The 19,628-nt window shown below is 70.3% G+C and carries 23 protein-coding genes, 2 tRNA genes and 1 riboswitch; of the genes, 15 read left to right on the top strand and 10 right to left on the bottom strand.

The window, feature by feature from the left end; genetic code table 11:
• Nucleotides 1-263: 263 nt before the first annotated feature.
• Nucleotides 264-410: a hypothetical protein gene (locus KPL59_RS16490; RefSeq protein WP_226359257.1), complete on the top strand. Its 147-nt coding sequence runs from the start codon at nucleotides 264-266 to the stop codon at nucleotides 408-410.
• 54 nt (nucleotides 411-464) lie between these two features.
• Here the strand turns inward: KPL59_RS16490 and KPL59_RS16485 are convergent, their stop codons facing one another.
• On the bottom strand, nucleotides 465-1,676 hold the full coding sequence (locus KPL59_RS16485; RefSeq protein WP_226359256.1) for a M20 family metallopeptidase: 1,212 nt from the start codon (nucleotides 1,674-1,676) through the stop codon (nucleotides 465-467).
• A gap of 109 nt (nucleotides 1,677-1,785) precedes the next feature.
• Here KPL59_RS16485 and KPL59_RS16480 point away from each other — a divergent pair, with 109 nt between their 5' ends.
• The 7 genes from KPL59_RS16480 to KPL59_RS16450 all read left to right on the top strand — a co-directional run bounded on the left by KPL59_RS16480 (nucleotide 1,786) and on the right by KPL59_RS16450 (nucleotide 7,390).
• A complete protein-coding gene (locus tag KPL59_RS16480) occupies nucleotides 1,786-2,301 on the top strand; it encodes a tRNA adenosine deaminase-associated protein (RefSeq protein WP_226361315.1) in 516 nt (171 codons plus the stop codon).
• Nucleotides 2,302-2,775, top strand: a complete 474-nt coding sequence (locus tag KPL59_RS16475) for a nucleoside deaminase (protein ID WP_149665862.1) — start codon at nucleotides 2,302-2,304, stop codon at nucleotides 2,773-2,775. It begins immediately after the preceding gene.
• Between the two features lie 21 nt (nucleotides 2,776-2,796).
• A tRNA-Ser gene (locus tag KPL59_RS16470) sits at nucleotides 2,797-2,881 on the top strand.
• A 124-nt stretch (nucleotides 2,882-3,005) separates the two neighbouring features.
• Nucleotides 3,006-3,629 carry a maleylpyruvate isomerase family mycothiol-dependent enzyme gene (locus KPL59_RS16465; RefSeq protein WP_226359254.1) on the top strand — a complete coding sequence of 208 codons (624 nt, stop codon included), beginning with the start codon at nucleotides 3,006-3,008 and terminating at the stop codon, nucleotides 3,627-3,629.
• A 112-nt stretch (nucleotides 3,630-3,741) separates the two neighbouring features.
• Nucleotides 3,742-4,110: a hypothetical protein gene (locus KPL59_RS16460; protein ID WP_226359253.1), complete on the top strand. Its 369-nt coding sequence runs from the start codon at nucleotides 3,742-3,744 to the stop codon at nucleotides 4,108-4,110.
• Nucleotides 4,111-4,557: 447 nt separating this feature from the next.
• The gene (locus KPL59_RS16455; protein ID WP_226361314.1) at nucleotides 4,558-6,909 is read left to right on the top strand and encodes a molybdopterin cofactor-binding domain-containing protein; all 2,352 of its coding nucleotides are present in this window, start codon (nucleotides 4,558-4,560) and stop codon (nucleotides 6,907-6,909) included.
• A 10-nt stretch (nucleotides 6,910-6,919) separates the two neighbouring features.
• Nucleotides 6,920-7,390 (top strand): (2Fe-2S)-binding protein, encoded by a 471-nt coding sequence (locus tag KPL59_RS16450; protein ID WP_020623427.1) that lies wholly within the window; start codon nucleotides 6,920-6,922, stop codon nucleotides 7,388-7,390.
• 83 nt (nucleotides 7,391-7,473) lie between these two features.
• Here KPL59_RS16450 and KPL59_RS16445 read toward each other — a convergent pair whose 3' ends face one another.
• On the bottom strand, nucleotides 7,474-8,238 hold the full coding sequence (locus tag KPL59_RS16445; protein WP_226359944.1) for a transposase: 765 nt from the start codon (nucleotides 8,236-8,238) through the stop codon (nucleotides 7,474-7,476).
• A gap of 153 nt (nucleotides 8,239-8,391) precedes the next feature.
• On the opposite strand from KPL59_RS16445, the gene KPL59_RS16440 reads away from it, so the two are divergent.
• Nucleotides 8,392-8,703 (top strand): hypothetical protein, encoded by a 312-nt coding sequence (locus KPL59_RS16440; protein ID WP_149665866.1) that lies wholly within the window; start codon nucleotides 8,392-8,394, stop codon nucleotides 8,701-8,703.
• 78 nt (nucleotides 8,704-8,781) lie between these two features.
• Here KPL59_RS16440 and KPL59_RS16435 read toward each other — a convergent pair whose 3' ends face one another.
• Nucleotides 8,782-9,096 (bottom strand): multidrug efflux SMR transporter, encoded by a 315-nt coding sequence (locus KPL59_RS16435; protein ID WP_149665867.1) that lies wholly within the window; start codon nucleotides 9,094-9,096, stop codon nucleotides 8,782-8,784.
• 20 nt (nucleotides 9,097-9,116) lie between these two features.
• Nucleotides 9,117-9,184: riboswitch (guanidine-III (ykkC-III) riboswitch) on the bottom strand.
• Nucleotides 9,185-9,258: 74 nt separating this feature from the next.
• Here KPL59_RS16435 and KPL59_RS16430 point away from each other — a divergent pair.
• From KPL59_RS16430 to KPL59_RS16420, 3 genes are all read left to right on the top strand, one after another.
• A complete protein-coding gene (locus tag KPL59_RS16430) occupies nucleotides 9,259-9,510 on the top strand; it encodes a hypothetical protein (RefSeq protein ID WP_226359251.1) in 252 nt (83 codons plus the stop codon).
• A gap of 98 nt (nucleotides 9,511-9,608) precedes the next feature.
• Entirely contained in the window at nucleotides 9,609-9,989 is a 381-nt protein-coding gene (locus tag KPL59_RS16425) for a VOC family protein (RefSeq protein ID WP_226361313.1), read from the top strand.
• Nucleotides 9,990-10,036: 47 nt separating this feature from the next.
• Nucleotides 10,037-10,672, top strand: coding sequence for a LysE family translocator (locus tag KPL59_RS16420; RefSeq protein WP_226359249.1), 636 nt, complete (start codon nucleotides 10,037-10,039; stop codon nucleotides 10,670-10,672).
• A gap of 5 nt (nucleotides 10,673-10,677) precedes the next feature.
• Here KPL59_RS16420 and KPL59_RS16415 read toward each other — a convergent pair whose 3' ends face one another.
• The gene (locus tag KPL59_RS16415) at nucleotides 10,678-11,703 is read right to left on the bottom strand and encodes a YdcF family protein (RefSeq protein WP_226361312.1); all 1,026 of its coding nucleotides are present in this window, start codon (nucleotides 11,701-11,703) and stop codon (nucleotides 10,678-10,680) included.
• A gap of 105 nt (nucleotides 11,704-11,808) precedes the next feature.
• Complete coding sequence (locus tag KPL59_RS16410) at nucleotides 11,809-12,849, bottom strand: DUF418 domain-containing protein (protein ID WP_226359247.1); 1,041 nt, start codon at nucleotides 12,847-12,849, stop codon at nucleotides 11,809-11,811.
• A 122-nt stretch (nucleotides 12,850-12,971) separates the two neighbouring features.
• Here KPL59_RS16410 and KPL59_RS16405 point away from each other — a divergent pair, with 122 nt between their 5' ends.
• Together KPL59_RS16405 and KPL59_RS16400 are read left to right on the top strand one after the other, a co-directional pair.
• The gene (locus KPL59_RS16405) at nucleotides 12,972-13,496 is read left to right on the top strand and encodes a DinB family protein (protein WP_226361311.1); all 525 of its coding nucleotides are present in this window, start codon (nucleotides 12,972-12,974) and stop codon (nucleotides 13,494-13,496) included.
• A 133-nt stretch (nucleotides 13,497-13,629) separates the two neighbouring features.
• Nucleotides 13,630-13,980, top strand: a complete 351-nt coding sequence (locus KPL59_RS16400) for a VOC family protein (RefSeq protein ID WP_226361310.1) — start codon at nucleotides 13,630-13,632, stop codon at nucleotides 13,978-13,980.
• 496 nt (nucleotides 13,981-14,476) lie between these two features.
• Here the strand turns inward: KPL59_RS16400 and KPL59_RS16395 are convergent, their stop codons facing one another.
• The 4 genes from KPL59_RS16395 to KPL59_RS16380 all read right to left on the bottom strand — a co-directional run bounded on the left by KPL59_RS16395 (nucleotide 14,477) and on the right by KPL59_RS16380 (nucleotide 18,973).
• Nucleotides 14,477-14,743 carry a hypothetical protein gene (locus KPL59_RS16395; protein ID WP_226361309.1) on the bottom strand — a complete coding sequence of 89 codons (267 nt, stop codon included), beginning with the start codon at nucleotides 14,741-14,743 and terminating at the stop codon, nucleotides 14,477-14,479.
• A 202-nt stretch (nucleotides 14,744-14,945) separates the two neighbouring features.
• Nucleotides 14,946-16,784 (bottom strand): IS1634 family transposase, encoded by a 1,839-nt coding sequence (locus KPL59_RS16390; protein ID WP_226361308.1) that lies wholly within the window; start codon nucleotides 16,782-16,784, stop codon nucleotides 14,946-14,948.
• A 138-nt stretch (nucleotides 16,785-16,922) separates the two neighbouring features.
• Complete coding sequence (locus KPL59_RS16385; RefSeq protein ID WP_226361307.1) at nucleotides 16,923-17,249, bottom strand: hypothetical protein; 327 nt, start codon at nucleotides 17,247-17,249, stop codon at nucleotides 16,923-16,925.
• Between the two features lie 959 nt (nucleotides 17,250-18,208).
• Nucleotides 18,209-18,973: a transposase gene (locus tag KPL59_RS16380; protein ID WP_226361306.1), complete on the bottom strand. Its 765-nt coding sequence runs from the start codon at nucleotides 18,971-18,973 to the stop codon at nucleotides 18,209-18,211.
• 120 nt (nucleotides 18,974-19,093) lie between these two features.
• Here KPL59_RS16380 and KPL59_RS16375 point away from each other — a divergent pair, with 120 nt between their 5' ends.
• Entirely contained in the window at nucleotides 19,094-19,369 is a 276-nt protein-coding gene (locus tag KPL59_RS16375) for a GNAT family N-acetyltransferase (RefSeq protein ID WP_374111657.1), read from the top strand.
• 166 nt (nucleotides 19,370-19,535) lie between these two features.
• Here KPL59_RS16375 and KPL59_RS16370 read toward each other — a convergent pair.
• Nucleotides 19,536-19,623 (bottom strand) — tRNA-Ser (locus tag KPL59_RS16370).
• Nucleotides 19,624-19,628: the final 5 nt, after the last annotated feature.

The raw sequence follows: 19,628 nt of genomic DNA, 5'->3' as shown, positions 1-19,628 counted from the left end.
CGTGGCGTTCTGTCCGATTACTTGAACAATTCTCCACGACGTTAACGAGGCTCCGCTCCCATTGCCGGATGGGGCGTCGTCGTGGCTGTGAGCGGAGTCATCCGATTCGGTGCTTCCGCAGGCGGGACAGCGCTTTTTCGACGTGGGACCGTGGTCGACGGGCGCAGATGGCGCCCGTGGGACTCGCAAGCGTCGCGACTCCGCCCGGGGCATCCGGACCCGGTCACCGGACCCGGCGCGTGCCCGTGTGAGGAGGAGCCGTCATGGCTGTGTCGAGCGCCGTTTTCCTGTCGATCATCGCGAGCACGGGGGTGGGCCTGGCGGTCACCTCCGCGCTGGCCGCCTACGCCCAGCGCAACTGGAAGGGCTACGGCCGCGTCTCCGCCGGCTCGGTCGACGAGACCGCCTGAGCGACCGCACCGACGGCGCCGCGCTCCTTCCGGGGGCGCGGCGCCGTCGTGTGTTCAGCCAGTCGCGGCCAGGGCGAGACCGGCGTACACGGCGACCCCGGCCGGGAACGCCGCCTCGTCGAACACCACCCGGTTCGAATGGTTCGGCGGGGCGAGGGCGGGATCGACCGACGGCGGCCGCGCCCCCAGGAAGGCCAGCGAGCCCGGCACCCGGTCCAGCACGTAGGAGAAGTCCTCCGCGCCCATCAGCGGATCCGGCATGGCGACGCAGGCGCCGCGGCCGAGCACCTTCTCCGCGACGCGCACCAGCCCGGCGGTCGCCCGGTCGTCGTTGCGGGTGACCGGGTAGCCCGGGACGATCTCCACCTCGGCCGTGCAGCCGTAGGCCAGCGCGGTGTGCCGGCAGTGCTCGGTGACCGCCTGGTGCAGCAGCGCGCGCACCGGCTCCGACAACGTCCGCAGCGTCCCGGTCAGCAGCGCGGTCTCCGGGATCACGTTGTCGGTGGTGCCCGCCTCGATCCGGGACACGGTGAGCACCGCTGACTCCTGCGGTCCGACCCGGCGGGTCAGCAGGGTCTGCAGGCCCCCGACCATCGCCGCGGCGGCGGGGACCGGGTCGCAGGCGTCCTGCGGGGCCGAGGCGTGCCCGCCGCGGCCCGTCACCCGGACCCGGAGCACGTCCGCGGCCGCCATGATCGGGCCCGGCCGGTGGTGGAGCTGCCCCGTCGGCACGGTCGAGGAGATGTGCAGGGCGTAGGCCAGCTCGGGGTCCTCGTCGAGCACGCCCTCGTCGATCATGTGCTGGGCGCCGTGGAACCCCTCCTCGCCCGGCTGGAACATGAACACCACCCGGCCGGCGATGCGGTCCTGCCGGTCCGCGAGCAGCCGCGCGGCCGAGGCGAGCATCGCGGTGTGGGTGTCGTGCCCGCAGGCGTGCATGACGCCGTCGGTGCCCGAGGCGAAGTCCAGTCCGGTGTCCTCGGGCAGCGGCAGCGCGTCCATGTCACCCCGCAGGAGCACCGTCGGTCCGGGACGGTCGCCGTCGAGGACCGCGGTGACCGACGTGCACGAGCCGCCCGTGCGGATCCGCAACGGCAGCCCGTCGAGGGCGCGCAGCACCGCGTCCCGGGTACGGGGGAGGTGCAGTCCGAGCTCCGGGGCGCGGTGCAGCTCGCGCCGCAGCGCCACCGTCCGCGGCTGCAGGACGCGGGCGGCCTCGAGCAGGCCGCCGGGGAGCCCCGCGACCGAGGTGGGCGTGATGGGCATGGACCGATCGTCGCTGACCGGAGCCCGTCCGGCGCCCGCAGGCCCGGTGTGACCACGCGTACCTGGTCGTGGCGTGACTCACAAGCCCGGAGCGACGTACCGTTGACGCGTGCCCACACAGAGCGTTGAGGCAGCCCCGGACACCCGTGGCGCCGCCCTGCCCGGATTCGCGGTCGCCGCGATCCGGGAGGAGGGTCGTCGGCGCTGTGTCCGGCTGGGCTCCGAGGCGCTCGTGGATCTCGACGCGGCGATCGCCGCGCTGCGCGCGCAGCGTTCCACCGGCGCGGTGCTCGGCCTGCTCGACGTCGACGACGAGTTCTTCGTCCTGATCCGCCCGTCCGCGGGCGGGGTGCGGCTGCTGATCTCCGACGCCGTCGCCGCGCTGGACTACGACATCGCCGCCGACGTGCTCGACCTGCTCCGCGTCGAGCTCCCGCCGGACGACGACGCCCTCGACGACGCCTGGCCCGAGGGTGACCTGGGCATCGTGGCCGACCTCGGTCTGCCCGCCGACGAGCTGGAGATCCTCGTCTCCGACCTCGAGCTCTACCCCGACGAGCAGCTGGACACCATCGCCCGCCGGTGCGGGTTCGCGGCTGCGCTGGACGAGCTCGTCGGCTCCTGAGTGTTCCGCCCGGCCGACCGGCTCGCGCTGGGCCGCGCCCTCGACGTCGCGCGCGGCGCCGCGGCGACCGGGGACATCCCGATCGGCGCGGTCGTCTTCGCCGCCGACGGCACCGAGCTCGCCGCGGCCTGCAACGCCCGCGAGGCCACCGGCGACCCGACCGCGCACGCCGAGGTGCTCGCCCTGCGTGCCGCCGCCGCCGTCGTGGGGGAGTGGCGGCTGACCGGGACGACCCTCGCCGTGACCGTCGAGCCGTGCACGATGTGCGCCGGCGCGATCGGGCTGGCCCGGGTCGAGCGTGTCGTGTTCGGGGCGTGGGAGCCGAAGACCGGCGCCGCCGGCTCGCTGTGGGACGTGCTGCGCGACCGTCGGCTCGCACACCGGCCCGAGGTCGTCGGCGGGGTCCGCGCAGGTGAAGCAGCCGCTCTGCTGCGCGAGTTCTTCGGCCGGACCCCGTCCGCCGACCGTGACTGAGCCTGGAGTAACCTTGTCGGCGGTAGCGTGTCCGAGCGGCCGAAGGAGCGCGCCTCGAAAGCGCGTGAGGTTCACGCCTCCGTGGGTTCAAATCCCACCGCTACCGCTGGTCAGAGGGCCGGATCCCCGAGTCGGGGGTCCGGCCCTCTGTCGTTGGCGCGATGAGTTCCCGAGGGCCGGGCGGTCCCTGTGGTGGTCGACGATCCGCTCACCACCCGGGAGGCCCCACCGTGACCGATGTCTGGAAGCTCGTCCACGCCGAGCGCGCCGCGCTGCTCGCCGACCTCCGGGACCTCCCCGACGACCGGTGGGACACGCCGTCGCTCTGTCCCGGGTGGACCGTCCACGACGTGCTCGCGCACCTCGTCGACACCGCCCGGACCACCCGGACCCGGTTCGTCCTCGGCATGCTGCGCGCCCGCATGGACTTCGACCGGCAGAACGCGGCCGGTGTCGCGCGCGAACGGGGCGCCACTCCCGCGGAGACCGTGCGGCGGTTCGCGGCCTGCCTGCCGCTGACCGCCACGCCCCCGGCCCCGCTGGCGACCCGCTGGGTCGAGATGGTGGTGCACGGCGAGGACATCCGGCGTCCGCTGGGGATCGTCCGGCCCTACGCGCCCGCCGCCGTCGCCGGTGCGGTGCAGGTGCAGGCCCGCACGTCGGTGTCGTTCGGGGGCGCTCGCGAGACCGTCTCCGGCCTCTGTCTGCGGGCGACCGACGCCGACCTCGTGATCGGGTCCGGCACGGAGGTGACCGGGACGGCGCTGGCCCTGCTCCTCGCGGTCTCGGGGAGGCCGGTCCGGCCGGGGGAGCTCGTGGGGCCCGGCGCGGCCGTGCTCGCGAGGGCGGAGTGATCTCCGCCTGCCTCCGACCGTGGTCCGAGGCCACGGATCATTCCCGGCTCCGATGTGGCCGACCCCTCTCCGCCGCGACAGTGGGTACACACCCCCACACGAGGAGCTGGAGATGACCACGATGACCACCACCCCGGAACCCACCCGCCCCGGAGACCCGGACGCCTACCCCGTTCTCACCGTCCTGATGCTGATGCTGGGTGGTTTCGTACTGCCCGTCGTCGGCTGGCTCGCCGGCGTCGTGATGCTGTGGACCGGTCGCTCCTGGACGGTCGGGGAGAAGTGGCTCGGCACCCTGGTGTGGCCGGGGATCGTCGCCGTGCCGGCGCTGGTGCTGGCCGTAGGCCTCGCGGTGCCCTCGGAGCCGGGCGCCGGGCACTGGGCGATCATCGTCGCCGGGATCGTCGGTGTCCTGGGTGCGCTGGTCGTACTGCCCTGGACCTTCGTCCGGCTGCTGCGCGCCGCTCGGCCTACCCGCTGAAGTTGTCGTGATGCTCGCAGTCGGACGAGATCACCACGATCGAGGGTCCGGGACCACGAGGCGGTCGACGACATCGAGGCACGCGGAGTCGGGCGGCGGGCGCGGTCACTTCGGGTGACAGCGGCCTTCGGTTCGGTCGCCGTCGACTGAATCACTCGGACGAGTGGCATCCCCGTCGCCGGAGTAGCCGCTTCCTGCGGTATTTGTGACGGCGAGTCATCCGCATCTGCGGGTAAGGGGACCCTGAATGCCAAGTCGTTGACCTGCGAAATAACTGATCTCCGATAGTCCGGCCGCGGAGTTCGCACGACATCTGGCGCGCGTGCCGACGCGTAACCGTCGAATCAGGCACGTCGTTGGTCGCCCGAATGCCCGCGGACGTCCCCGCTCCCCGCACCGGACGTCGCCGTCGGGTCGTGCACCGCAGCACAGTCGGAGAGGACAACGATGCCCGCTCACAGCGCCACCGCCCCCGAGCGCCCGGCGTCCGGAGACAACCGCAAGAACGTCAGCCGCCGGCGGTTCCTCGGCTATCTCGTCGCCGCCCCCACGCTGGTCGTCGCCGCCGAGATCGGACGCCAGACCTGGCTCCCCGGTGTTCCGCAGGCCAACGCGGCCGCGATCCCGTCGCCGCCCCTGCCCGCCGAGCTCTACGACCTGCTCGACCTCATCCGTGACTCCGCGCGCCCGGCCGCGAACCTCATCCGCATCGAGGTCAACCGCGACGGCACCGTCTCGTTCGCCCTGCCCCGGTCGGACAACGGCCAGGGCATCATCACCTCGACGCAGATGATCATCGCCGAGGAGATGAACCTGGACCCGGACCAGGTGATCGTGACCCTGGCCGACGCCCGCCCGGAGCTGGTGTTCAACCAGCTCACCGGCGGCTCGACGACGACGTTCTCCACCTACACCCCGATCCGGGTCGCGGCGGCGCTCGCGCAGAAGCGGCTGCTCGACGCGGCCGCGAACGAGCTCCGCCAGGACGTCAACGTGCTGCGCAGCCGGCAGGGGCTGATCACCGGCAACAACGGCGAGGAGCTGCCCTTCGGGGAGCTGACCGAGCTGGCCTCCAGCTCGGTGAACGAGGCGGTCGACGTGGTCCTCAAGGACCGCGAGGAGTTCACCGTCATCGGCACCCCCCGGACCAAGTCCGACGCGCGTGCGATCGTCACCGGCAAGAAGAAGTTCCTCGCCGACCTGCAGATCCCCGACGCCCTCCCGACCGTCATCTGCCGCGGGCCGAACCTCAACTCGGCTCCGCTCGGCGTCAACAACATCGACGAGGTCCGCCGCATGCCCGGCGTCACCGACGTCGAGCAGGTCCCGAGCGGTGTCGCGGTGCGGGCGAAGACCTTCGGCCAGGCCGTCGACGCGGTCAACGCACTCGACGTCGACTGGGACGGCGGAACCGTCGAGGGCGAGAACGACGAGTCGGTGCTGGCGGCGCTGCGCCGCGGCGAGCTGCCGCTGGCCGTCCCGCAGGCGCTCGGTGAGACGGTCGAGGGCGACTTCACCTTCTACTTCCGCAGCAACTCCGCGCTGGAGACCAACTGCGCGATCGCCGACGTCCGTGACGGTTCCGCCGAGATCTGGGGGCCGTCGAAGTCCCCGATCGCCGCGCAGGCCGAGATCGCCAAGAAGCTCGGGATCGCCCAGAACGCGGTGACGGTGCACGTCACCGAGGGCGGTGGCTCGTTCGGCCGCCGGCTGTTCTTCGACGGTCTGGAGGAGGCCGCCGAGTGCTCGAAGGCGTTCGGCAAGCCGGTCAAGCTCATCTGGACCCGCGCCGACGACTCCCGTCAGGGACGGACCCACCCGATGGCCACCTGCCGGGTGCGCGCCCAGGTCAGCGGGGACGCGGTCAGCAGCTTCGAGATCCGGCACACGAGCGTCGCGACCGAGATCAACCCGGGCCTGTCCGAGGCGATCACCGCGGCGGCGAACAAGGCGCCCGGCGGCAACCTGACCGTCTCGGAGAGCATCTACCTCACGACGCAGACCAACCCGTACAACGTGGGCGTCGCGACCTCGCTGCTCAACGAGGTCGACATGCGCTTCAACACCTGCTCCATGCGCAACATCTACTCGCCGGACACGGCGACGGCACGCGAACTGATGATCGACCAGGTCGCGGCGAAGATGGGCAAGGACCCGTACGAGTTCCGGTCGGCCTACACGAAGCTCACCCGCTGGAAGAACGTCGTCGACCGGGCCGCGAAGGAGGCGGACTGGGGCAAGTCGATGCCGAAGGGCACGGCCCAGGGCATCGCGATGCACGTCGAGTACAAGGGCGTCGCCTGCGCGGTCGTCGAGATCGACTGCCGGCCGGAGACCGTCGACCGGAAGATCCGTTCGGCCCGCACCGGCCCGCGTGTCACCAAGGTGACCTATGTCGTCGACGGCGGACTGATCATCAACCCGCGTGGCTTCGAGGCCCAGATGATGGGCGGCATCAACGACGGCATCGCGATGACGCTGACCGCGGGCCTGCACCTGGTCGACGGGCACTTCGTCGAGGCGAGCTGGGACAACTACTTCTACACCCGGCAGTGGAACACCCCGCCCGAGATGAACATCGTGCTCATCGAGGACTCGGAGGCACCCGAGCCCGGCGGTGCCGGCGAGTTCGGCGTGGCCGCGACCTGCGGCGCGATCGCCTGCGCCTACGCGCGCGCCACCGGCACGGTGCCGACGCAGTTCCCGATCCTGCACAACGAGCCGCTGCCGTTCGAGCCCTACCCGACGATCCCGCCCGTGCCGCCGTCGCCGACCAACGGCCTCGACTTCGCCCGCTGAGGAGACTGACATGCCTTCCCACACCTTCACGGTCAACGGCGAGAAGGTCACCGTCGACGTCGAGGACGACGTCCGGGTCCTCTGGGTCCTGCGGGACCTGCTGGGCGTGACCGGGCCGAAGTACGGCTGCGGGATCAACGTCTGCAAGGCCTGTACGAGCCACATCAACGGCAAGGCCTTCAACCCGTGCTCGGTCCCGGTCGGGGCGATCTCGGAGTCCGACGAGATCACCACGATCGAGGGGATCGCCGACGGCGAGAAGCTGCACCCGATGCAGCAGGCCTGGATCGACCACGACGTCGCCCAGTGCGGGTACTGCCAGCCCGGCCAGATCATGGCGGCGATCGACCTGGTCAAGCGCTGCTCGGCCGAGGGGCGCTCGATCGACGACGAGGCGCTCGACGACATCCGCAACATCTGCCGGTGCGGGACCTACAACCGCATCCGGAAGGCGATCAAGGCCGGCGCCGACAACATGTGACGCCGCCGCGGCGAGTGCCTACGCCGCACCACTCTAGGCCGTTAGTGTGAACGGCCAGCTCCCCGAGGCTTATTCAGGCTCCGTCAGGTAAGTGTGTAGAAGATGAGTCCGATGACTGCCGAGATTGTCGTTTTAAATGTGGCGTAGGGCCGCCGGTAGTCTGTGTGGAGAACTTTCCACGTTTTGATATGGGCGATGACTCGTTCGATGGTGGCGCGTGTGTGGTTGAGGCTCTTGTTGAATGTTTTTTGCCAGTCGAGAAGTTCCCGGCCGGGTGGTTTTTTGAACGGGGTGAGCATGCCGCGCCCGATGTATCCTTTATCGCCGATCGGGGGGTATGTGGCGAGGTGGTCGAGGGCGCCGGATTGGTCGAGGCAATATAGGTCGTGTCGGGATCCTGGGGTCGGGTCGGAGATCCACGACAGCTGCCCTTCCAGGGTGGCTGCGACCTGGACGACGACGCCGGTGGTGCGATGCTTGCCCGACCACAGACCCGGCACCGCGGCCCATGACCAGCAGGGCAGCAAGGTTCCATCGATGATGTACTGCCGATCGGCACGAAGCTCCTCTGCCGTCGGAACGACACTCCGCAGCGCCTGTGCCAGCAACGGTGTCACCCCCGTGATCGCTCGACTAACCGTCGACTGCGACACCCCATAGGTTTCCGCCAACTCCCACTGCACACGATTCCCGCGCAGATACGCCAACGTGATCACCACCGACCAGAACAACCCCAGAACCGGCGGCCAAGACAAACGTGCCTCCGTCGCGTCCCGCTGATCCTGCTCATACACTATAGCGACAAGATCCTGAATTTCATCACGCCGGAAACCAGTGGTATAGTACATACTGCGGCAGCCCGTTCATCTCGGATTGATTCGGCAAACCAATATTCGCGATGGACGGGCTGTCGCCCAACCCGACACGCCGGGCTAGATCGTTATTTCACGGGGCCTGAATAAGCCTCCCCACACCGAAGGACGGATTCGATGCAGAACCGGATGCGACGCTCCCTCATCGCCGTCGGCGCGTTCGCCGCGGTGGCCTTCCCGCTGGCCGGGATCGCCTCGGCCGACACGGACACCGACGCCGAGCACGGCTACCCCAGCACGCAGAGCCCGACCCAGGGCCTGGACGCGGTGCTGGAGACCACTGACACCCTCGGTTACGGCTTCTTCGACTCGGCCGACGCCGTCTCGTCGAGCAACCGGCCCGACGGCGTCAACGGCACCGACACCGAGATCCCGCAGGCCGACCCCCGCTTCGTCGAGGGGCCGGCCGGTGGGCTGCTGAAGGACGGACCCTTCGAGTAAGGGGCTCCCACGGCGGCGGGGCCGGTACTCCTCACGGGGTGCCGGCCCCGCCGTCGTTCCCGGGTCGGTGCCGGCCCGTCAGTGCAGGACCTTCAGCCCCACCACACCGGCGACGATCGCGAGCAGGCACAGCAGCCGCGCCGTCGTCGCCGGCTCGCCGAGGGCCGCCATGCCGTAGAGCGCGGTGCCGACCGCGCCGATGCCGACCCACACGGCGTACGCGGTGCCGACGGGCAGGTCGCGCAACGCCAGGGCCAGCCCGGTCATGCTCAGAGCCAGCGCGCCCGCGAACAGCAGCGACGGGCCGAGCCTGCTGAACCCGCGGCTCTGCGACAGCGCCGCGGCCCACACCGTCTCCAGCACACCGGAGACCACGAGGTAGATCCATGCCATGACGAGCTCCTTCCGGAGGGGATGCGTCGTCTTGGCGTTCCGGGTACGGCGCGTCTCGTCCGGGGAGCCGCCGGGGGGGGGGCGGTCCGGTACCAGGATGGCGGAGCGCCGCGCCCGGGTCGAGCGATGGTGACCGGTCGGACCGGGACCTACGCTCGCCGGGTGCGTCTGCTCGCCGTCGTCGCGGGGTTGTGTCTGTTCACCGGCGGGATGATCATGCTGCCGTCCTGGCTGCGGTCGGTGTTCGGCCCCCCGTACGAGCGCTACGTCCGGTACGTCCCCCTCGACGAGCCCCCGCCGGTGTGGCGGCCCGGCTGGGAGGACTACGGAATGCTGCTGCTCGCCGTCGGGCTGCTGTGCGGGTGCGCGGCGTTGCTGTGGTGGATCGGCCGGCTGATCGCCCGCCTGCGCTGACCGCCGGGGCGCCCGCGAGGACGGGCCGACACGGCCACCAGGAGCGGACCCACCGCGCCGTCCTGCCCGGGAGCCCGCTGCGGGCTACGGTCGCCGCCATGCTGGTCGTGGGATCGGTCGTCATCCGGGTCGACGATCTGGCGGGGCAGATCCGGTTCTGGACCGCGGCCCTGGACTACGAGCTGCGCACCCCCGTCGACGACGACTTCGCGCTCCTGCGCCCGCGCGACGGCCGCCTCGGCCCGAACGTGTCGCTCGACGTCGCGCCGTCCGAGCGGGTCCTGCCGCCGCGCATCCACCTGGACCTGTACGCCGAGGACCAGCAGGCCGAGGTCAGGCGCCTGGTCGCCCTCGGTGCACAGGAGGTCCCGTGGCGCCACCGGCCCGCCGACGCCGACTACGTGATCATGCAGGACCCGGAGGGCAACCGGTTCTGCGTCGTCGACGGCGGGGGTGGACCCGCGTCGTCCGGAGCCTGACCGGGAAAGGGGTCGACGCCGGTGGCCGGTCGGCGGAGGCTCTCGCCGTGGACCATCGACTGCTCGCCTTCGCCGCCGCTGCGGCGGTCGTCATCGCCATCCCCGGACCCAGCGTCGTCTTCACCGTCGGTCGTGCGCTCGCGGCCGGTCGGTCCGCGGCGCTCGCGACGGTCCTCGGCAACGCCGTCGGTGTCTTCCTGCAGGTGGTCGCGGTGGCCGTCGGCCTCGGGCAGCTCGTCGCACAGTCTGCTGCCGCGTTCACCGTCCTCAAGCTGGTGGGGGCCGCCTACCTCGTGTACCTGGGGATCGCGGCGTTCCGGCACCGACACGACGTCGTCCGCGCGATGCAGCGCTCCGCCGAGGGCCGACGCATCGGCGCGGCCCGCAGCGTCGTCGACGGCCTGGTGGTGGGCGTGCTGAACCCGAAGTCCGTCGTCTTCTTCGTCGCGTTCCTGCCCCAGTTCGTCGACGTGCGTGGGCCTGTCGGCACGCAGATCCTGCTGCTGGGGGCGCTCTTCGTCGCCATCGGCCTGGTGCTCGACAGCGTGTGGGCCCTCGCCGCGGGATCGGCCAGGGACTGGTTCGCGTCGTCGCCGAGGCGGATCGCGGCCGTGGGCGGTGCCGGTGGGCTCGCCATGATCGGGCTCGGCGTCGGGGTGGCGGCGACGGGGTCGTCGCAGTAGGGCGGCTACCGGCCGAGGCCGACCACGACCCCGAGCACGACCAGCGCGAGGCAGATCGCGCCGTTCAGGACCGGGTGCTCGGCCAGGATCGCGACGAACTCCCGCAGGGTGGCGCTGGGCCGGTAGTAGCGGGCGGTCGGCGCGCCGACGACCTGGCCGTTCACCCCGACCCGGCGGGCGGTGAGCGCGGCCCGGAACGCATGGAAGTCGTTGGTGACGATGACGCAGCGATGGTCGGGCAGCCGTTCGATCATGAGCGCCCGGCTGAACTCGAGGTTCTCCTGCGTCGTCCTCGACCGGTCCTCGCGCAGGATCTTCTCCGACGGCACGCCGCGGGCGACCAGGTAGTCGGCCATCGCGACGGCCTCGGCGACCGGCTCGTCGGGACCGCGGCCACCGGAGGTCAGCAACATCGGGTTCCCGCCCCGCTCCCGCTCCTGGTCCCACAGGGCGGCCCCGCGGTCCAGACGGGCGGCGAGCAGCGGTGGCACCGCACCGCGGATGAGCCCCGACCCCAGGACGACGACGAAGTCGACGCCCGGGCGGACCCCCATCCGTCCGTAGACGAAGGCGTAGGCCAGCAGGCTGCACAGCAGGAACCCGAGGTAGGCCGCGAGCAGCAGCGCCGCGAAGGTCAGCGCCGTCAGGAACCGGTTCTCGACGCGCACCATGATCGGGACGAGGACGACGACCGCGAGGCAGACGAGCCCCGCGAGCAGGGACAGCAGGTTCGCCGGCCGTCGTCCCTCCCGCCGCATCATCACGACGCCGTTGATGAGCAGGAAGCCCGTCAGTACGAGCACACCCACGATCAGCAGCGCCGCGACCACCACCGTCACGGGCTCGATGACGCCGATGTCGAGCCGGAGGAGCTGGGCGAACACCGCCATCAGGAGCAGGACCGTCGCCGTCCCGCCGAGCAGCGCGTTGCGGAACCGTCGTCGCTCGACGAGCACCCCGACCACGCACAACGTCGCCGACAGCGCGGCCAGGGCGAACAGGACACCGGCGACCGTCACCGGGCCGCCCACAGCCGCATCCCGTCGGACGGGCGGTCCGTTCCCCGCACGTGCTTCTCGCCGGTCACCGGTCCTCCTCGTCGCGACGACTCTGCACCCGAGCCGTGGCTCATCCGATCATGACGCCCGGCCGTCCGGCTGGAGGGAGGTCCGCGCGTCCGGGTGGCCGCCGTCGGCCTGTTTCATCCGTACTGGGGTCAACCAGGAGATGCTGCGCAACACCCACTCGACCGGCCCGTACCGGAAGTGCCGCATCCACCAGCGGCTCGCGACCACCTGGACCACCAGGATCGCCGCGGCGAACGGCAGCAGGAGGCGGTACCCACCCAGGCCGGAGAACGCCTGGACCGAGGTCAGCAGTAGGGCCAGCAGGGTCGCCGAGAGGTAGTTGGTCAGCGCGAGCCGCCCGAGCGGGGCGAGGACGGAGCAGACCCACGGCCCTACCCGCGACGCGGTCAGCAGGACGAAAGCGCACGCGTAGCCGACAGCCATGACGAGCCCGGCGGTCGCGGACACCCAGTCGAACCCGCTGCTCTCGATCGAGTCGACCTGCATGCTCAGCAACGGCACCGCCACGACGACGGTCCCGGCCAGCACGGCCGTCCACGCGGCCCGGTTCGGTGCCGCGATCTGGCGGTGCAGGCCGTAGCGGGCGGCGGCCAGGCCGAGCAGCAACAGCCCGGGGACGAGCCCGAACCCACCGGCGGTGAATACGAGCGACGTGACGATCGCGGCGGCTCCGGCGAGCGCGATCACCGGCCGGGGCAGCCAGGAGGCCGGGAGGAGCACGACGAGGCCGACGAGTGCGTACCCGCGCAGCGCCTCCCCGGGCTGCAGGAGCCCGTGTGCGGCGCCCAGCACACCGAGCACGAGTAGCCGGCGCAGCAGCACGAGCCATGGACGGGTGGTCCGCCCGGCCGCTCCGTCCAGGATCAGAGCGGTACTGAGCCCGAACAGGAACGCGAACATCGGGAAGAAGCGTTGGTGCGCCGTGACCTCGAGCCACTGGGGCAACGCGCCCTGCCAGGGGCCCGCGAGGAACGGCAGATCGGCGATCGCGATCATGTTGAGGGGGAGGATTCCGCACAGGGCCAGCCCGCGGAGGGCGTCGAGGGCCTCGACCCGGGCGGTCGCGGTCGGGGGTGCTGGGGCGCTCATGTCTGGTCGGTGCATCGGCCCAGCATCGCGACGGCGCGACGCGGGCGGATCGGCCCGGAGGCCGGTTCCGCCGGCGGGGAATCGTCCTTTCGGCCGGGTCCCTGCGGTGGGAGCCTCGGACGATGACGGCGTCCCGCGTTCCGCTCCTGCGGTGGCAGTTCGACCTGACGTGGGCCCTGTTCGAGTACCACCTCGAGCGGCTCGATGACGACGAGACCCTCTGGCGGCCTGCCCGCGTCTGCTGGACGGTGCACCCGTCCGACGACGGGACGTGGCGGCCCGACTGGGCGGACTCCGAACCCGACCCGATCCCCGTCCCGACGATCGCATGGCTCACCTGGCACATCGGCTGGTGGTGGACGGTGACGACCGACCACCTCCGTGGTCGCACGCCGCCCGACCGCACGGACGTGGTGTGGCCGGGTGACGCCGCCGCCACCGTCACCTGGATGCGCGCTCTGCGTGACGAGTGGACGCACGTCCTGGACCAACTGTCCGACGACGACCTCGCCGCGGAGGCCCCGTTCCCGTGGCAGGGGGATCCGGCGATGACGGTCGGTCACACGCTGGCCTGGGTGAACACCGAGCTCGCGAAGAACGCCGCGGAGATCGGGCAGTTGCGGCTGGTGCGCGCGGCCGGCCGCTGAGGTGATCTGCGCGGTCAGGCCCTGAGGTCGCGGAATCGTGCCGACGTCGGCACATGTTCATCACAGCGGTGCCTGGTGGCCGGTAACGGGCAATGGGTGCATTCCGCAGCGCCATGTGCCTTAGGGTCCGACCATGGCGATTCGCTGGGAGGCGCTGACGATCGACGCCCGCGATCCGGCTGCTCTCGCACAGTGGTGGGCGGAGACGCTCGCCTGGGAGGTGGTCGATTGGCTCCCTGCGGGAGTGGAAGTGCGCCAGCCCGAGCGCCAGTGCGCGTCGCTCTTCTTCGTCTCGGTGCCCGAGGTAAAGCGGGGGAAGAATCGACTGCACCTCGACCTGTACGCGGACGATCAGAACGACACCGTCGATGCGCTCACGGCGCGAGGTGCGACAAGGGCCGATGTCGGCCAGCCGGGGGATGCGCCCTACATCGTGATGCGCGACCCCGAGGGAAACGAGTTCTGTCTGCTCGACCCTCGCTGACGACGAGCACGCCGCGGCGTCGCAGATATGTCATTGGGGATTCCGTGCCCTCGTGGCGCGCCGTAGGTCATGTCTGACGGCTGTTCCCACGAGGAGCGCCAGCACCCCTATGGCGAGCCAGGCCAGTGCCCCGCCGTCGTCGAGCGCATGGGGAAGGAACACCGTCGACAGGAGTAGAAGGAAGAGGCCGATACGCAGCACGGTCCACTTCCATTTCCGGACGCCACGGAGCATGCGTCGGAGGCGGGGAGCAGGTCGGTGCGCCTGTGGAGTGCCGAACTGTCGATCGTCGGCGAACCTCGGGGACTCCTCGAAGGGGACGGTCGGAGGGGTCGCCCCCGGTGGAAAGGACCGCATCCTGCCTACGGCTGCCCGCACCTGCGTGACGAATCGTCGCATGTGTCCACCGGCGGCTTTAGGGGGCAGAGTTCCGGATTCTACTGCTGCGATGACAGCTCGTCCCGATCGTCTGGCGGGCAGTTCGACCGCCGGCCGATCAGGTGGGAGATGGAGGCGTCTCGGAGCCATCGCGGCCGAGGTTCGATCGCCGTCGGGCCCTGGCCCTGCGCCAGGACACCAGTGCGAGCAGCACCACGAGCACGGGTATCGCAACGGCAAGCGCCTGGTCCACGCGAACGATTCCGGCGGCGAGCTCGGAACTGTCGTGAAGGAGGCGACCGATGAAGAGCGCGGTCGACGCCCACGCCACCGCCGCGGGTGCCGCGACCAGAACGAACGCGCGGAGCGACAGCTCAGAACCCACCAGCCGCGGGACGAGGGTCCGTACGACGGCGAACCACTGGGACAACACCACCACGGTGCGGGGTCGCGACGCCCGGATTCCGCAGTTCGTGGGCAGATGTGAGGGCTGAATTCGGGGGTTGACCTGCAGGACCGCTGGTGTGGGAGCGGGGTGGGCGTGTGTCCATGCCCGCCGCGGTGCCTGTTGGCGCTGTTTGGGCTGGTTAGGCGGGGTCGAGGGTGGTGATCCGGGGTGGTGGGGTGACCCCGCAGGCCCGAAGAATGCCGGCCTGGGTGGTGGTGAGCTCGGTGGTCTGCACGACGGTGCCGGCCGGGCCGGTGAGGGTGATCGTGTGCAGCCGGCCCAGCTCGCGGGAGATGGTGCGCCAGGTGCGGCCGGTGCGGCGTTCGGCGACCCGGATCAGCAGCAGCGCCAGCCAGCAGAGCAGGACGTGGGCGCGGATGCGGAGTTCGAGGCGGTGGAACACCGGCCGCAGCTCGATGGTGGATTTCAAGTCGCGGAACCCGCGCTCGGCCTCCAGCAGGTTCTTGTAGCCCAGGGCGACGTCCTCGGCCGAGAGGTCCGGGTCGGAGGTGGACAGCAGGTACTTCCCGTCCAGCTTCGCTTCGGCGGCGATCTTGGTCCGGTCCAGTTGCAGCCGCCCGGACGGTGTCTGGCGCAGCCACCGGCCCAGGGCCGGGGGTTCACGCAGCGCGCATTCGGCCTTGACGTGCGCGGCCTCCTCACGTTCGGCGGCCCGGGCGGCGTGCCGCCACGCGGCCTTGCTGGTTGTGGTGGCGGCGCGGCGGGTGCGGGCGGCCTCGCGGGCTCGGGTGCGGGCGGACGCGATGCGGTCGAGCTCGGCGGAGATCCTGGCGATCGCGGCTTCGCGGGCGGCCTGGTCGCGTTCGGCCTCGTCGGGGTTGTGGCAGATGATCCACCGGACGCCGGGGGTGGAGTCGATCCGGACTTCCTTGACGCGCAGGTTGTCCCGAACCTGCTGGTAGCGGCCCTGGCGGGACAGTGCCTGGGCGGCGTGCGGGCTGCCGTCGCGCATCCGTTCGCCGGCGATGTAGTGCCCGCCCGCGCGCTGAAGGTAGGCCAGGTTGTCCCGGGAGGAGAACCCGCGGTCGACCACGGTGACCACGCGGCCCAGTCGCCACCCCCGTAGGTCGTCCTTGACCTGCGGCAGGATCGCCTGGTCGTTGGTGTTGCCGGGCCAGCACCAGCACCGGACCGGGATGCCTTCCCGGGTGACGGCCAGCCCGATGACGATCTGCGGCAGGTCCCGGCGGTGGTCCTTGGAGTGCCCGTAGCGCCGGAACCCGCCCGGGCCGCCTGGGCTTGCCACTGCGTCTGATCCGTCGACGCTGCTGTCGGTGCTGCTGTCGGTGCCCTCGGCGGGGTCGGGGTCCTCGGTGTCGCGCTCGAAGTAGGTGCTGGTCGTGTCGAAGAACAGCAGGTCGACCTCGAGGTTGAGCAGGTCCGCGACCGCGAAGAACACCGCCTCCTGCACCTTCGCGTCGGTGTCGGCCTCGATCAGCAGGTCCATCGCCCGATACGCCTGATCCTCGCTGAGCGCGTCCAGGCCGGGGATCGCCACGTCGTGGCCGACCCACTCGGCCGCGGCCAGCTTCGAGGACGGGTCGATCGCCCGGTTCGCCACCAGCGCGAACAGCACCCGCTCGACATCGGTGGTGAACCGGCGCCCACCCAGCACCTTGCGCAGGGCGGCCTCGACGTCCAGGGCCTTCCACAGCCCGTTCAGCAACCACGCCGCCCCGGCCGGGCGGGAGGCGATCAACCGCAGCCCCTCGGCCGCGGTACCGGCGCCCGCGGACTCAGCGGCGTCCGTGCCGGCGTCGGTGCCGGGTTCGCCCAGGTAGCGGTTGATCGAGCGGACCAGCCGGCGCAGCCCGTCGGGGTCCAGGCGGTCCTCCCGGCCGAGGTTGAGCAGCACGTTCGCCTTCGTGGTGGCACCGACGCGTTGGTTGTGGGCCAGGGCCAGGTAGCGCACGACCGAGCCGTCCTTGTTCCGCCGCTCGGTCGTCCGCAGATACATGACCGCAGCCGATCACACTCCGGGCAGCTCACACAAGCCTCAACCCGCCAAAACGTGTGCCCACGTTTTCGAGCACTCTCACGCAGGCGCAGCACGCTGACCAGGCCTTACTCCCCGCGGACCCCGCTCATGTGCCCATCAACTGCGGAACGCGGGCGACGCGATGGCGTCCAGACACGAGCGGACCATCGGGACGTCCCGCACACGGGCGAGGGTCGAAGTCAGATCACTGTTCCGGCCTCGGAGAAATGCGAGGAAACGCCCCAGCACGGCCGCGGTACAGATGCACGGGACGCTGGCCGTCCACGGCACTGCGCCCGCTGCGCTGAGTACGCCGACCGCGATCGGCACTCCGAGCCCCGGCATCACGACGCCGATCAGCAGTGCCGATTCCGCAACCACCAGTGCGGTGGCCACCAGCAGCATCACCTCGCCCGGGCCGGACGAAAGGATGTCTACCAGCACGAGGAGTCTCCGATTGTTGCGTGCGCGGAACGACCACTGTGGCAGGCATCGTCGGCTGATCCACGAACGCCCGGAGTGTGCCGTCGCTGTCAGCCCCACCAGAGACCTTCCACGGTGGCTGCGAGCGCGAGATTTCGGAGAGCTGCCGAGCCGGTCCTGCTCACCGGGCGGCGACGGGGTTCCAGGGCGGAGCCCTTCGATCTTCCGACCCACCTGGCCCACCGGCTACCGTGAACAGGTACCGCACAGGCAGCGGATCTCCGACGACATGTCGACGAGGGAGACCCATGTCTGCGATCACCGTCCGGCCGTTCCGGAGAAGCGACCGTGATCAGCTCACCGACCTGGTCAACGGCCACGCCCACGCCGTGATGCCCGGGGTGTCGATCACGGTCAACGCGGTGCTGAGCCAGCTCGAACACGAACCGGACGAGTTCATCGTCGACCCGTGGGTCCAGGAGCGAGCCACCCTGGTCGCCGAGCAGCGCGGCCGGATAACCGCGGCCGCCCACATGGTCCGCTACGCCGACCACTCCGGCGTCGGCCCCGACCTGCGTGGCACCGGCGAACTCCGGTGGCTCCTGCAGTGGCCCGACGCGTCCTACTGGCCCGACGCCCATCTGGCGGGCCGCTCCGTGGCCGATGCGGCGCTGATCGTCATGCGCTCCTGGAGCGTCCAGGCCGTGCTGGCCGATTTCACTCTCCCCGCACCCGGCCTGACCGGCGTCGCCGAGCAGTGGCCCCACATCGGTCAGCTAGTCGACGGACTCGGGTTCGTGAGTCGTCGAAGCGAGCAGGTACTACTGGCCGACGTCTCGGACTTGCCCGCCGACGTCCGTGAGGACCTGACGATCCTCCGGACCCTCGGCGAGTGCGGCACCCGCTTCACCGCCCTGGCAGATAGGCAGGAGGTGGGATACGTGGAGATCGACACAACCATGAGGCTTATTCAGGCTCCGTCAGGTAAGTGTGTAGAAGATGAGTCCGATGACTGCCGAGATTGTCGTTTTAAATGTGGCGTAGGGCCGCCGGTAGTCTGCGTGGAGAACTTTCCACGTTTTGATATGGGCGATGACTCGTTCGATGGTGGCGCGTGTGTGGTTGAGGCTCTTGTTGAATGTTTTTTGCCAGTCGAGAAGTTCCCGGCCGGGTGGTTTTTTGAACGGGGTGAGCATGCCGCGCCCGATGTATCCTTTATCGCCGATCGGGGGGTATGTGGCGAGGTGGTCGAGGGCGCCGGATTGGTCGAGGCAATATAGGTCGTGTCGGGAGCCTGGGGTCGGGTCGGAGATCCACGACAGCTGCCCTTCCAGGGTGGCTGCGACCTGGACGACGACGCCGGTGGTGCGATGCTTGCCCGACCACAGACCCGGCACCGCGGCCCATGACCAGCAGGGCAGCAAGGTTCCATCGATGATGTACTGCCGATCGGCACGAAGCTCCTCTGCCGTCGGAACGACACTCCGCAGCGCCTGTGCCAGCAACGGTGTCACCCCCGCGATCGCTCGACTAACCGTCGACTGCGACACCCCATAGGTTTCCGCCAACCCCCACTGCACACGATTCCCGCGCAGATACGCCAACGTGATCACCACCGACCAGAACAACCCCAGAACCGGCGGCCAAGACAAACGTGCCTCCGTCGCGTCCCGCTGATCCTGCTCATACACTATAGCGACAAGATCCTGAATTTCATCACGCCGGAAACCAGTGGTATAGTACATACTGCGGCAGCCCGTTCATCTCGGATTGATTCGGCAAACCAATATTCGCGATGGACGGGCTGTCGCCCAACCCGACACGCCGGGCTAGATCGTTATTTCACGGGGCCTGAATAAGCCTCCATCAACGGCGCAGGACGGCTGTCGGCTCCGACGGGGTGGGCAGACGTGGGGAATCTGCACGTCACCGAGTCCATGCGCAGGCAAGGTGTCGGATCCGCGCTCCTTGCCACCGCTGCGCAGTGGCTGCGGCTCGCCCGGGCGGATCGGCTGCTGGCATACGCCGAACCCGACGAGTCCGACCTGGTCTCGTTCCTGAAGCGGTCCGGGTTCCTGATCGTGACGACGAACCGTCGGGCATGGGTGCAGACCACCACTGTGCGGCCGGGCGTCTCGTGACCGAGGGAGGCGAACGTGTCGTAGTGGGTGGGCGCAGCGACGTCGCCCAGCGCGTGGGCGGTCTGATCTGGGGTCGGCCGCGTGACGAGTGAGACCGGAAATGAGACCGAACGCCGAACGCCGGGGGCTCCGCGTGGGAGCCGCCCGGTGTTCTGCCTGTTCAGGCTGGCGGAGGATACGGGATTTGAACCCGTGAGGGATTGCTCCCAACACGCTTTCCAAGCGTGCGCCCTAGGCCACTAGGCGAATCCTCCGCGAA

Origin of the sequence: Pseudonocardia sp. ICBG1142, from assembly GCF_020496255.1 — a bacterium.
Taxonomy (GTDB): domain Bacteria; phylum Actinomycetota; class Actinomycetes; order Mycobacteriales; family Pseudonocardiaceae; genus Pseudonocardia.
This window is presented reverse-complemented; position numbering and strand designations above follow the sequence as displayed.